Here is a 12890-nt window from a genome sequence, read left to right as displayed (position 1 = left end):
ACCCCCCACCCCTGCGCCCCCACCCCCTTGCGTCCAGCCCGGCCCGGCGGCCCTACCTCCTTCGTCCGGACCGCTGGGCCGGCGGCACTGCGCGTCCTTGGTCACCCAGCCCTGCGGCCCCGTGCGTATGCGTTCATCCGGTCCTGCTCGTCGGCATTTCGGATCAGCGCCGTCGCGGTGCTGCGTCCGCTGCGGCTCCGGTTGGTGTCGCCTGCCGTCTGTTGACGCGCTGGGGTGTTCGCTCGCTTGAGGTCAGGCCGGGGCGTGCTGGGTCAGGAAGGCCGCTACCGGGGCCGAGCGGGAGTGGGGGCGCAGGAGGCGGGCCGTGCTGTCCAGTATCGAGCGGATACGGGACGACTGGACCTGTTCCAGCAGGCCGAGGACGCGCTGCCCGGCGCTCGCCGCTTCCTCCGGTTCGCCGCTGCGGGCCAGGTTTCCCGCCAGTTCGGCGGTGAACAGGGCGGTGTTCCGGGCGAAGTGGGCGTCCTGGAGCGCCACCGCGCGGCGGGCGTGGTCCGCCGCGCGGTGCCACTCGCCCAGCGCGGACCAGCACTGCGCCTCGAGCCCCTCCAGCTCGGCCTCCCCGAAGAACGACATCCACTCCGGGTCGGCGTCCGAGGCGCCGTTGGCGAAGAGGGACTGGGCGCGCAGGAGGGTCTGTTCGCAGCTCCGGCGGTCGCCGAGGCCCGCCCAGCCCCCTGCTTCGCGGAGGGCGAGGAGGGAGCTGAGCCGGGCGGAGGGGAGTTGTGCGGCGGCGCGCTGGGCGGCCTGTGCCGCTCTTATGGCCTCGCGGGGGCGGCCCGCGTCGCGGGCGAGGAAGGCGGTGTTGCAGAAGGCGTGGGCCTCCAGCGCGGGATCGCCCGACACCCGGGACGTCGCGAGAGCCTCGGCGTAGTGCGAGCGGGCGTCCTCGAAACGGCCCGAGTCGTGCGCCAGCCACCCGACGGAGATGGCGAGTTCGCCCGCGGCGCCGTGCAATCGGTCCGCGGTCGACTGATGTCGGGTGCCCGCGTCGAGCAGGGCGTAGGCGTTGCGCAGCGGTTGCGCGGCCCGTCTGTACAGGCCGTCCGCGCCGTGCCGGTCGTCGAGCAGCCGGATCTGGCGTACGGCGTCCTCGACGGCCGTTGTCTCTGTCTCTCCCGCGCGCCGGCGCGGACGGGGGATGCCGAGGCCCACCGAGGCCGCCATGGCGGCCGGGCCTCCGGTCATGAATGCGCGACGCAGCACGTCGCTCTCCTCGCAGGTGGTGGCTGGTTCGTTCGGGGGCGGTGGCGCGCCGCGCGCCTTCCGGCCGCGCACCGCGGCGCGCGGGGCGAAGCCCATGTCCCCCAGCGAGCGCCCGGGGAACATGTGCCGGAACACCCGTTCATAGGCGTAGTTGGGGCACCGGATCTCCCCGGACTCGACGCGCCCGATGTAGCGGGCGTCGCACGAGACCTGCTCCCCGATGTCGCGGGCCGCGCGGCGTACGGCCGCGGCGAACTCGCCCGGTGACAGCGGGCCGCGCAACTGCCGGAAGGCCGTGTTCGGCCGCCGCGCGGGGTGAACCTGTGAGGACGGTGGTGGCAACGCCATGGCCGAGCCCTCTTCTTCTGGCGGTGCTGTCGCCCCGTCGGGGCGACTGTCGGCGAGGCACGACCGTACCGGTTGTGACAGAGTTGATACGCAGTGTTTGGCTACAAACCGGATATCTCACGCACGATCCGCCATGAACTGCCATCCTTTGCGGCGGCGTGCCGCCGTAGCCGTTGACGCACTCGGGCGTTGAACACCGCGGAGAAGAGCGACGCGGCTCACTCCGGAGGAGGGGTTTCTCGTGTTGGAGGCCTGCGTGGATATCAGCGACTCACCCCAGGACGCCGATCTCGTCACCGTCCCCGCCCGTCAGGGGCTCGAAGCGGTGGACATTCTGCGCCGCGGATTCGGGAAGCCGGGTGTCGGCCCCGTGCTCCACGACGGCGCGTGCGACACCTTGGGATTCCTGGTGCCGCCCGGCACCGCGGACGGCTGGGACCTGCCGGGCAGCGCGTGCACCAGGACGCTGGGGCGCGGGCTCTCGCTGGTCGGCGAGCCGGTCACCGGATCCGGCTGGCTGGTGCCGCCGGGCGGTGAGGAGGATGTCACCGACCCGGACGTGCTCCGGGCCGCGCTGGGCGAGGCCGCCCGCATGATCGAGGCCGCCGACCGCTGCCGCTGAGCCCCCGGCGATACTGGGGGTATGGCGAGAAAGCGGCGTGGCGGTGCTGCCGAACCGGTCACCGAGCAGGTGGACGGCGGTGTCGCCGAACTCGTTCCCGACCGGGACCGGCCGCGCGGGCGCACCCTGGTGGTCAACGGCGCGCCCCAGTCCCATGTGGACCTCGACGACCCCACTTTTCTGGATTTCGAGTACCAGCGGCGGTTCGGCCATGTCGCCGATCTCGTCGCGCCGCCCGGCAAGCCCGTCCACGCGGTGCACCTGGGCGGTGGTGCCTTCACCCTCGGCCGCTACATCGCGGCGACCCGCCCCCGGTCCACCCAGCAGATCGTGGAGCTCGACGCCCGGCTCGTCCAGCTCGTCCGCCGCGAGCTCCCGCTGGAGAGCGGCTGGCGCATCCGCGTCCGCTCCGGTGACGCCCGGGAGGGGCTGCGGAAGATCCCCGACGGCTGGGCCGACCTGATCGTCGCGGACGTCTTCGGCGGCCGTCGCACCCCCGCCCATCTGACGAGCACCGAGTTCGCCGCAGAGGTGCGCCGGGCCCTGGCACCGGGCGGGTTCTACGCCGCCAACCTCGCCGACGGACCGCCCCTCGCCCACCTGCGCTCACAGGTCGCCACGGTGCGCTCGGTCTTCCCCGAGGTGTGTCTGGTCGCCGACCCGGCCGTGCTGCGCGGGCGCCGCTTCGGCAATGCCGTACTGCTCGCCTCCGACCGGGAGTTGCCGGTCGCCGAGCTCACCCGCCGGGCCGCCGGAGACCCGCACCCCGGCCGGCTCCAGCACGGTCAGGCGCTCCTGGACTTCACCGGCGGCGCCCGCCCGGTGACCGACGCCGGGGCACGCCCGTCACCGCTGCCGCCGGAGGATGTGTTCTAGGGTCTGACGCGGCGCTGGATTCCGGCCGGACGAGGGTCTCTAGGCGCCCGGGCGGTCGATCTGAACCGCCGGCGGGTGGCCGTTCCAGGTGCAGAACACGGAAGTCGTGTCCGCGCCCTTGGTGAAGTTCACCCGGATCCACTCGGACTGCTTCCATACCTGCATCTGCCAGCCCGCGTCCGGGGTGGCGGAGACCAGGCTCGCCGAGGAGGGGCCGAGGTCGAACACCACCCGGCCGCCCGCCACGTTGTAGCTCTTGACGTTCCCGGCCGGGGCCGGGGCGCTCCGCGGTGCGCGGTATGCCGGGGGCGTCGGCTTCTCGGGCGGCTTGCGGGACGTCCGGGTCGCGGTGGGCGAGGGCTTCGGCCGGTGGGTGGAGGAGGACTGCGGCTTCGCCGCGGGGTCCCCGCCGCGGGCCGCCGCCTCGCCCTGGATGGGCAGGGCGCGGGGCGGGTCGTAGGCGGTGCCGGCCAGGACGGTGCGGACGCCCCACCAGGACAGCGTGACGGCGGCGCCGGTGGCCAGCGTCCACGCCACACCGTGCATGAGTCCTCGTTGCATCTGGCTCATACTGCCCCACGCGTGCCCGCGGTGCGATGAACTGGGTACAACGATCAACATCTCCATGGCGTACGGTGCCGCTCATGGCACGTGTGCTCGTGGTCGAGGACGACCAGTTCGTACGCTCCGCCCTCATCCGGCACCTGACCGAGGCCTCCCACACCGTTCGGAGCGTCGGCACCGCCCTGGAGGCGTTGCGTGAAGTCGCCCACTTCGGATTCGATGTGGTCATTCTCGACCTGGGTCTGCCGGATCTGGACGGTTCGGAGGCGCTGAAGATGCTGCGCGGGATCACCGACGTTCCGGTGATCATCGCCACGGCGCGCGACGACGAGGCCGAGATCGTCCGGCTGCTGCACGCGGGTGCCGACGACTACCTGGTCAAGCCGTTCTCGGTGGAGCACCTGTCCGCCCGGATGGCCGCGGTGCTGCGGCGGTCGCGCACCACGGCGGAGGCCGGCACACCGCCCGCGGTGATCCGGGTCGGCGGGCTGACCATCGACCCGATGCGCCGGCAGGCCGAACTGGACGGCAGCGCACTGGATCTGACGCGCCGCGAATTCGACCTGCTGACCTTTCTCGCCGGGCGGCCCGGCGTCGTCGTGCCCCGCCGGGAACTGCTCGCCGAGGTGTGGCAGCAGTCCTACGGCGACGACCAGACCATCGACGTCCACCTGTCCTGGCTGCGGCGGAAGCTGGGCGAGACGGCGGCCCGGCCGCGCTATCTGCACACCCTGCGGGGTGTCGGGGTCAAGCTGGAGCCGCCCGCATGAGATGGGCCCTGGTCAAGGTGTGTCTCGCCGTCACCGCCATGGTCGTCGTCGCCTTCGCGATACCGCTGGGGCTCGTCGTCAAGGAGATGGCCCGGGACCGGGCGTTCACCAACGCCGAGCGGCAGGCCGCCACCATCGGCCCCGCACTGGCCATCACCACCGACCGCCCGCAGCTGATGCGCGCCGTCGCCAGCACCACGGCCGGCTCCCGGGACCGGATGGCCGTGCACGTACCCGCCGCCCGGCGGGCCGGTGGCGCGGTCGACATCGGCCGGCAGCGGGCCTCCGACGCCGAGCTGGCCACCGCGACCCGGCTCGGCCGGGCCTCCATCGCCGCCGTGCCCGGCGGCTTCGCCCTGCTCCAGCCGACGGCCGTCGCCACCGGCAAGGTGGCCGTCGTCGAGGTGTTCGTCCCGGACAGCGAGGTCACCAACGGCGTCACCACCGCGTGGGCGGTGCTCGCCGCCGTCGGGCTGGCGCTCGTCGTCGGGTCGGTCGCCATCGCCGACCGGCTCGGCACCCGGATGGTCCGCCCCACCGAGGACCTGGCCGCCGCGGCCCAGGACCTCGGCGACGGGAAGCTCGGTGCCCGCGTCCCCGAGCAGGGCCCCGCCGAACTGCGGGCGGCCGCGGCGGCCTTCAACTCGATGGCCGACCAGGTCGTCCAACTGCTCGCCAACGAGCGGGAGCTGGCCGCCGACCTCTCCCACCGGCTGCGCACCCCGCTGACCGTGCTCCGGCTCAACGCCGCCTCCCTCGGTGACGGCCCGGCCGCCGACCAGACCCGGTCGGCCGTCGCCCAGCTGGAGGGCGAGGTCGACCGGATCATCCGCACCGCGCGGGAGCAGAAGCCGCAGACCCAGTCGCCGCTGGCCGGCTGCGACGCCGCCGAGGTGATCCGCGAGCGGATGGAGTTCTGGTCCGCGCTGGCCGAGGACGAGGACCGCACGGTCCGGGTGGCGGGGGTCGAGCAGCCCGTACGGATCCCGGTCGCCCGCACCGAACTCGCCGCCGCGCTCGACGCGATGCTGGGCAACGTCTTCCGGCACACCCCCGAGGGCACGGCCTTCGCCGTCGATGTGCACACCGCGGACGACGCGGTGATCGTGCTGGTCTCGGACGCGGGCCCCGGCATCGAGGACCCGGACGCGGCACTGCGGCGGGGCCAGGGCGACGGCAGGCCCGGATCGACCGGGCTCGGTCTGGACATCGTGCGGCGGCTCGCCGAGTCGACGGGCGGCGACGTACGGATCGGGCGCTCGGTGCTCGGCGGAACGGAGATCCGGATCTGGCTGGCGCTCGGCGGACCGCGGTCCGCGGCGGCCCGGCGCGGCCACCGGCTCGGGCGCCGCCGCCGGTGTCCGGCGGCGCGCCGCGGCGGTTCCGGAGCCCCTTCCGCTTGAACGGTTGATCGGTGCGCATCCCGCCCTTAACGGCGGCATAAGAAGTGCCGGAACCGGGCCGGACCCGCCGATTCCGCCGGCGCTGATCGCTAGCGTGTTCCCACCTTCACCCCCGCAGTAGAGGCAGGAACTCCATGAGCAGGACGCACCGTCGCGGGCCGAGCCGTGGCACCAAGGTGGGCGTGGCGGCGGTGGCCGCGGGAGCCGTGGCCGGCGGCGCGCTGGCGCTGGCCGGGACGGCGCAGGCCACCACGGTCGGCGCGGCCTACAGCAGGACGAGCGGCTGGGACGCCGGCTACACCGCCCAGTACGTCATCACCAACGACGCGGACACCGCGCTCCGCGACTGGACCCTGGAGTTCGACCTGCCGGCCGGGACGAAGCTCGGCTCGCTGTGGAACGGCACGCCCCGCACCGACGGCCGGCACATCACGGTCCGGCCCGCCGGCTGGAACCGGACGATCGCCCCCGGCCGGTCGGTGACGGTCGGCTTCGTCGCCTCCGGCGCCCGGGCCGCCGACCCCAGGGGCTGCCGGATCAACGAGGTGACCTGCTCGGTCGCCGACGGCACACCCGCCGGGCCGAGTGGACGGCCCACCCGGACCGAGCGGCCGGCGCCGGCCCCCAGGCCGTCCCGCAAGCCGGCCGCCGAGCCCTCGCGGAGCGCCGGTCCCACCCGCACCGCCACCCCTGCCCCGTCGCCGTCCCGGACCTCCCGGCCCGGCTCCGGCACCCCGTCGGCCGCGGCCTTCGCCCCGTACGCCGACACCTCGCTCTTCCCCGCCCACGACCTGCTCGGCACCGTGCGGAAGACCGGGGTGAAGGAGCACACGCTGGCCTTCGTCACCTCCGGCGGCGGCTGCACCCCGAAGTGGGGCGGCGTGACCGATCTGACCGGCAACCCGGTCGCCGCGCAGATCGGTGACCTCCGCGCGGCGGGCGGCGACGTCCGGGTGTCGTTCGGCGGCGCCACCGGCACCGAGCTCGGCGTCGCCTGCTCCTCGCCCGCCGAGCTCGCCGCGGCCTACGGCAAGGTCGTCGACGCCTTCGGCCTGACCAAGGTCGACTTCGACATCGAGGGCGGCGCCCTGCCGGACCGGGCGGCCAGCACCCGCCGCGCCCGGGCCATCGCCGAGCTCCAGCGGGAGCACCCCGGCCTGGACGTGTCGTTCACCCTGCCCGTGCTGCCGTCCGGCCTCACCCAGGACGGGGTCGATCTGGTGGCCGACGCCCGGCGCAACGGCGTCGCGGTCTCCACCGTCAACATCATGGCCATGGACTACGGACCGGCGTTCACCGGCGACATGGGCCAGTACGCGATCGACGCGGCCACCGCCACCCAGGCCCAGCTCCGGAGCGTGCTCGGCCGGTCGGAGGCGAAGGCATGGCGGACCGTCGCCGTCACGCCCATGATCGGCGTGAACGACGTCCCCGGCGAGGTCTTCACCGAGGAGGACGCCGCCCAGTTGGTGCGGTTCGCCGAGGACCGGAAGCTCGGCGGGCTGTCGATGTGGTCCTCGACCCGCGACAAGCCGTGCCCCGGCGGCCCGAAGAACACCGCGGACGCGACCTGCAGTTCCCTCACCCAGGACGAGTTCGCCTTCACCCGGGCCCTGAACAGGTACCGCGGCTGACCCCGGCCCCCCTGTGCGCCCCGACCGGAACCTCCCTCCGGCCGGGCCGCGCTTCTTTTCCGGCCTGGGGCTGGGTGCTCCTCTGTCTTGGCGGAGGACGGGCGGTCCCCGTTATGTTCTTCGTGGTCCTGCAAGAGGGCCGCTGGCCTCCGGGTCCGGCATGACTTTGTCCCCCTGTCGAACGGATGACCTGGGGGGTGGTGTCACCGGGCCCGGGAGGTGCCGTCGGAGACGCTGATGAGAGGTCCGGCCACCGCCCGGCCGGGCGCAATGCCCGGCCGCATCCGGGCGGCAGGTCTGCATAACGTGGATGCGCGCGTACGACACCGCTGCCGAGGCCGGCACGTTCGACTCCCCTGGAAGGGCGCGATGTTCGACACCGAAGACGTGGGCGTGTTCCTCGGCCTGGACGTCGGCAAAACCGCTCATCACGGCCACGGACTCACCCCGGCCGGGAAGAAGGTCTTCGACAAGCAGCTGCCCAACAGCGAACCGAAACTGCGAGCCGTCTTCGACAAGCTGACCGCCAAGTTCGGCACCGTCCTCGTGATCGTGGACCAGCCCGCCTCCATCGGCGCCCTGCCGCTGACCGTCGCCCGGGAGGCGGGCTGCCAGGTCGCCTACCTGCCCGGGCTGGCCATGCGCCGGATCGCGGATCTGTATCCGGGCGAGGCCAAGACGGACGCCAAGGACGCGGCGGTGATCGCGGACGCGGCCCGCACCATGCCGCACACCCTGCGCTCGCTGGAACTCACCGACGAGATCACCGCCGAGCTGACCGTGCTCGTCGGCTTCGACCAGGACCTCGCGGCCGAGGCCACACGCACATCGAACCGGATACGCGGCCTGCTGACCCAGTTCCACCCCAGCCTGGAGCGCGTCCTGGGCCCACGGCTCGACCACCAGGCCGTCACCTGGCTTCTGGAGCGTTACGGCTCTCCCGCAGCCCTGCGCAAGGCCGGACGCCGCCGACTGGTGGAGGCGATCCGCCCCAAGGCCCCGCGCATGGCCGCCCGGCTCATCGACGACGTCTTCACCGCCCTGGACGAGCAGACCGTCATCGTCCCGGGCACCGGCACCCTCGACATCGTGATCCCCACCCTGGCCGCCTCCCTGGCCGCCGTCCACACTCAGCGTCGGGCCATGGAAGCCCAGATCAACGCCCTGCTGGAGGCCCACCCTCTTTCCCCGGTCCTGACCTCGATGCCCGGCATCGGCGTCAGGACCGCCGCCGTCCTCCTGGTCACCGTCGGCGACGGCACCAGCTTCCCCACCGCCGCCCACCTCGCCTCCTACGCCGGCCTCGCCCCAACCACGAGGTCGTCGGGCACCTCCATCCACGGCGAACACGCACCCCGAGGCGGAAACCGGCAGCTCAAGCGCGCCATGTTCCTCTCCGCCTTCGCCTGCATGAACGCCGATCCGGCCTCCCGCACCTACTACGACAAGCAACGCGCCCGCGGCAAAACCCACACCCAGGCCCTCCTCCGCCTCGCCCGCCAACGCATCAGCGTCCTGTTCGCCATGCTCCGGGACGGCACCTTCTACGAATCCCGCACGCCCGCGGACGTCGAACTCGCCGCATGACCCCAGCAAGCCCGAATCACCCCAAACCCAACAGCAGTGCCTTGACGAAAGACATAGAGGCACCCCCCGGTGGGCGGGGCCGGGCCGGTTCCGCCGGCGGCCCGCGGCGCTCCGCCATGATCCCGGGCGCTCCGGCGCCCTGCTCCGGCGCCCGGGGCGCCCTCAGGTATCGCGGAGCGGGGGCCCGGAAAGAAAATACGGTCCGGTCCTGCTGTGCTGGAAGAGATCACTGAGCGGGCCCCGAGCCGCCGCCTGCCGCTCCCCACCGCCCCCGCGGTCCGGGAATCCTCCCGATACGCCGCGAGGCCCCGGTCCTGGGGACCGGGGCCTCGACTGCTTCAGGGTGAGTAACGGGACTTGAACCCGCGACATCCTGGACCACAACCAGGTGCTCTACCAGCTGAGCTATACCCACCACGACCGGCGCTTTCCGTTCCGCACCGGCCGAGAAAAAGTGTACAGGGTCCGGAGGGGTGCTCGCTCCCGGGTTTGGGCCGACCGGGAGCGAGGTGTCACTCCGCCCGGACTTCCGCGGGAAGCACGTGCTTCGCCGCGATGGTCTTCGCCGTCTCCGAGTCCGGGCCGGGGTGCGGCACGAAGACCGCCTCCCGGTAGTAGCGCAGCTCGGCGATGCTCTCCCGGATGTCCGCGAGAGCGCGGTGGTTGCCGTTCTTCTCGGGGCTGTTGAAGTAGGCCCGCGGGTACCAGCGGCGGGCCAGCTCCTTGATCGAGGACACGTCCACGATCCGGTAGTGCAGGTGGTTCTCCAGCGTCGGCATGTCGCGCAGCAGGAAGCCGCGGTCCGTGCCGACGGAGTTCCCGCACAGGGGGGCCTTGCCGCGCTCCGGCACGTGCTCACGGATGTACGCCAGCACCTGCTCCTCGGCGTCCGCCATGGTCGTGCCGCCGTCCAGCTCGGCGAGCAGCCCGGAGGCGGTGTGCATCTCGCGTACCACCTCGGGCATGGTGGTGAGCGCCTCGGCGGGCGGGCGGATCACGATGTCCACACCGTCGCCGAGGACGTTCAGCTCCGAGTCGGTGACCAGGGCGGCCACCTCGATGAGCGCGTCGTTCGACAGCGAGAGGCCGGTCATCTCGCAGTCGATCCACACCATGCGATCGTTCATATGTCTCACCCTACGGGGCGGTCACGCTGACCGGGCACTGCCGGACGTCCCGGATTCCGGCTGCCGCCCTGTTCGGGCAGGCGCGGCAGATAGAGATCGGAGTCCGGTTTGCCCGGTTCGAGCCCCGTGGGCGCAAAGCCTCCGCCCCCCGGCCTGCGCATCCCCAGCGCGGCGCCGACCGGCTCGACCTGCCGCTGTTCGGCGATCTCCAGCCGGTGGTCGCTCCGCTCCGCGCTGCCGTTCTGCGGCCTGCGCGCCCGGTACGCCGCCCGGTAGGCCGCCGGGGAGGACCCCAGCTGCCGCCGGAAGTGGCCGCGCAGCGCGACCGGCGACCGGAAGCCGCAGCGCCCGGCGACCTCGTCCACCGAGTAGTCGGACGTCTCCAGCAGCCGCTGGGCCTGGAGCACCCGCTGAGTGATCAGCCACTGCAAGGGAGCACTGCCGGTGAGCGAACGGAACCGCCGGTCGAAGGTGCGCCGGCTCATATAGGCACGGGCCGCCAGGGTCTCCACGTCGAACTGCTCGTGCAGATGCTCGAGCGCCCACGCGACGACCTCGGCGAGCGGGTCCGCGCCGATCTCCTCCGGTAAAGACCTGTCGAGGTAGCGCTCCTGCCCCCCGCTGCGGCGCGCCGGCACGACGAGCCGCCGGGCCAGTGCGCCCGCCGCCTCCGCCCCGTGGTCGGTGCGCACGATGTGGAGGCAGAGATCGATGCCCGCCGCGGTCCCGGCCGAGGTCAGAACATCGTTGTCGTCCACGAAGAGCTCGCGTGGATCGACATGGACGGACGGGTACCGCTTGGCGAGCGTCGGCGCGTACATCCAGTGCGTCGTGGCGGGCCGGCCGTCCAGCAGCCCCGCCGCGGCCAGCACGAATGCCCCCGTGCACAGCCCGACGATCCGCGCGCCCTCTTCATGGGCCCGGCGCAGCGCCTCGAGGGCGTCGGCCGGTGGTGGTGATGTGATCGACCGCCATGCCGGTACGACGACGGTGCCGGCTCGCGACAGCGCCTCCAGACCGTACGGCGCGGTCAGTTCGAGCCCCCCTGTGGTCCGCAGCGGGGCATCCTCTCCGGCACACACCAGCAGCCGGTACCGCGGGACCCCCGCGTCCTGCCGGTCGATGCCGAACACGGAAAGCGGGATGGAGCTCTCGAAGATGGGGCCCCCGCTGAAGAGCAGCACTGCGACGATCTCCCGGCGGCGGCGCCCGGACAGCTTCCGCGCGGCCTCCGGTGCAGTCGTGGAGTCCTGGCTCATGGCTCTAAGCCCCCCTCGGTGGTCGCGTCCTCTCGGTCCTGCACGTTTCCCCTCGGTCCTGCACAAGTCCCCCGCCGTGAATGGCCAAGATCGAATCTACTGTGTCGTATGAGGTCGGCGTGACAAGTTCACCACCCACCGCTATGTCGACATGACAACTTGGCGTGAAGCATTCGATCACGAAGCGTTGCACTCGGCAGCGCCGGTGGGAAGTACGCCTCTCGCCCCTGCCCAACTCTCGTAGGGTGCATGCACCCCCTGCGCCCCTTTCCCCGCTGGTCGGACGGGTGTTGGCGGCAACGCTGAGCAAGCTCATGATAGCTGGCGGAAGTTGGCCGAAAAGGCTTGGTGTCCAACAGCGCCGCGAAAGGTCTCCCGGCGTACGCTCCCGCGCCGCGCGTCCGCCCCCGCGCTCTCGGTGTCCCGTACGTCACCCCGGTGCCCCGCCGCCCCGCCGGCAGGCGCGGTCCGCGGCCCGTCGCGCCCCCGGTCGGGCCCCGGTGCGCCCCTCGGGGACCGACGGAGCCGGCGTCCGCTGTGTCACGAATGCCCGGAGGGCATTGCGCTCCGGGCCCGGCTCCGGCATGCTCCCGGAAGCCGCATCAGCGGCTGCCGCAGCGGCCCGTCCCGCGTGATGGGGCATGCCCTGGGCAGGCGGGGAGTGTCGCCGTACCCTGGTGGGTAAGGGCTTGGGAAGATGATTCCCGGACTATCCACCAGCTTCGACCCCGCTCGTCAACCGTCGTTCCCTCCTCAGGACTCCCTTCGCCGAGACACCGATGGCCGGTCACGAAATCCCCGAACCCGCGGACCGCAAGCAGGTCGCAGATCCCACAGCGAACCTCGAAGCGGCGGAACAGACACGCCACTCCTGCGATCCGGCGTTCCAGCACGGAGTCGTTGTCGGCTTCGACGGCTCGACCTCCAGTGAACGGGCCCTCGCCTACGCCATCGGCATGGCACGGCGGTCGAGGTCAGGACTGATCATCGTCCATGTGGCCAACCGGCTGCCGACGACGGTCTGGGCGGGCTGCGAGCCCCCGGTCTTCGTCGATGTCCCGGACCACCGCACCGAGGTGCTCGGCCTCGAGCTGGCCTGTGCGGACTATCTGTGCGAAGTCCCCTGGATCCTGGTCGAACGGGGCGGGGACATCTGCCACGAACTGGAGGAAGTCGGACGGGAGTACTCCGCCGACGCCATCGTGGTCGGGTCCACCCACGGACTGGTCGGCAGACTCTTCGGCTCGGTGGCCGGCCGCCTGGCCCGCCGCGCCCAGCGCCCGGTCGTGGTGATCCCGTAGGCATTCCGTCAGGGGTGATCCCGCCCGCCTCGGTGACCCGGCGCCTGCGACGATCTCCCGGCTCCCACCAGCACCTGGCCGGCTCCTGATCGGCGCCGCGTTCCCAGGACGTGGCCACCGGCGGGAGGGGGCGGGGCCGCAGGGGTGGGGGTTCCGGGAAGCTGCCGTGTAT

Annotated in this window: 11 protein-coding genes and 1 tRNA gene; 7 read left to right on the top strand and 5 right to left on the bottom strand. The window is 72.6% G+C overall.

The features are described from left to right. Positions 1 to 252: 252 nt before the first annotated feature. Positions 253 to 1575, bottom strand: a complete 1323-nt coding sequence (locus AC3EQ1_RS30845; RefSeq protein WP_432097607.1) for an NsdA family TPR-like regulatory protein — start codon at positions 1573 to 1575, stop codon at positions 253 to 255. Positions 1576 to 1831: 256 nt separating this feature from the next. On the opposite strand from AC3EQ1_RS30845, the gene AC3EQ1_RS30840 reads away from it, so the two are divergent. Both AC3EQ1_RS30840 and AC3EQ1_RS30835 read left to right on the top strand, forming a co-directional pair. Next, the gene (locus AC3EQ1_RS30840) at positions 1832 to 2197 is read left to right on the top strand and encodes a hypothetical protein (protein ID WP_432097606.1); all 366 of its coding nucleotides are present in this window, start codon (positions 1832 to 1834) and stop codon (positions 2195 to 2197) included. Between the two features lie 21 nt (positions 2198 to 2218). Further along, positions 2219 to 3073 (top strand): spermidine synthase, encoded by an 855-nt coding sequence (locus AC3EQ1_RS30835; RefSeq protein ID WP_432097605.1) that lies wholly within the window; start codon positions 2219 to 2221, stop codon positions 3071 to 3073. Positions 3074 to 3112: 39 nt separating this feature from the next. Here the strand turns inward: AC3EQ1_RS30835 and AC3EQ1_RS30830 are convergent, their stop codons facing one another. Further along, positions 3113 to 3643: a hypothetical protein gene (locus AC3EQ1_RS30830; RefSeq protein ID WP_432097604.1), complete on the bottom strand. Its 531-nt coding sequence runs from the start codon at positions 3641 to 3643 to the stop codon at positions 3113 to 3115. 74 nt (positions 3644 to 3717) lie between these two features. Between AC3EQ1_RS30830 and AC3EQ1_RS30825 the strand changes: the two genes are divergently transcribed. From AC3EQ1_RS30825 to AC3EQ1_RS30810, 4 genes are all read left to right on the top strand, one after another. Next, positions 3718 to 4407 carry a response regulator transcription factor gene (locus AC3EQ1_RS30825; protein ID WP_351515659.1) on the top strand — a complete coding sequence of 230 codons (690 nt, stop codon included), beginning with the start codon at positions 3718 to 3720 and terminating at the stop codon, positions 4405 to 4407. Next, positions 4404 to 5810 (top strand): HAMP domain-containing sensor histidine kinase, encoded by a 1407-nt coding sequence (locus AC3EQ1_RS30820; protein WP_432097603.1) that lies wholly within the window; start codon positions 4404 to 4406, stop codon positions 5808 to 5810. Before AC3EQ1_RS30825 ends, AC3EQ1_RS30820 begins: the two co-directional genes overlap by 4 nt. Before the next feature lie 134 nt (positions 5811 to 5944). Further along, positions 5945 to 7444: a glycoside hydrolase family 18 protein gene (locus AC3EQ1_RS30815; RefSeq protein WP_432097602.1), complete on the top strand. Its 1500-nt coding sequence runs from the start codon at positions 5945 to 5947 to the stop codon at positions 7442 to 7444. 369 nt (positions 7445 to 7813) lie between these two features. Further along, entirely contained in the window at positions 7814 to 9031 is a 1218-nt protein-coding gene (locus AC3EQ1_RS30810) for an IS110 family RNA-guided transposase (RefSeq protein ID WP_432097601.1), read from the top strand. Between the two features lie 342 nt (positions 9032 to 9373). Here AC3EQ1_RS30810 and AC3EQ1_RS30805 read toward each other — a convergent pair. The 3 genes from AC3EQ1_RS30805 to AC3EQ1_RS30795 form a co-directional block, all read right to left on the bottom strand. Next, a tRNA-His gene (locus AC3EQ1_RS30805) sits at positions 9374 to 9446 on the bottom strand. A gap of 97 nt (positions 9447 to 9543) precedes the next feature. Then, positions 9544 to 10158, bottom strand: a complete 615-nt coding sequence (orn, locus tag AC3EQ1_RS30800) for an oligoribonuclease (protein WP_432097600.1) — start codon at positions 10156 to 10158, stop codon at positions 9544 to 9546. A 5-nt stretch (positions 10159 to 10163) separates the two neighbouring features. Further along, positions 10164 to 11417: a helix-turn-helix domain-containing protein gene (locus AC3EQ1_RS30795; RefSeq protein WP_432097599.1), complete on the bottom strand. Its 1254-nt coding sequence runs from the start codon at positions 11415 to 11417 to the stop codon at positions 10164 to 10166. Positions 11418 to 12196: 779 nt separating this feature from the next. Between AC3EQ1_RS30795 and AC3EQ1_RS30790 the strand changes: the two genes are divergently transcribed. Next, positions 12197 to 12718: a universal stress protein gene (locus tag AC3EQ1_RS30790; protein WP_351515667.1), complete on the top strand. Its 522-nt coding sequence runs from the start codon at positions 12197 to 12199 to the stop codon at positions 12716 to 12718. Positions 12719 to 12890: the final 172 nt, after the last annotated feature.

Source organism: Streptomyces sp. bgisy100 (assembly GCF_057709105.1).
The sequence above is the reverse complement of the archived record's forward strand: the minus strand, read 5'-3'. Positions and strand labels throughout refer to the sequence as shown.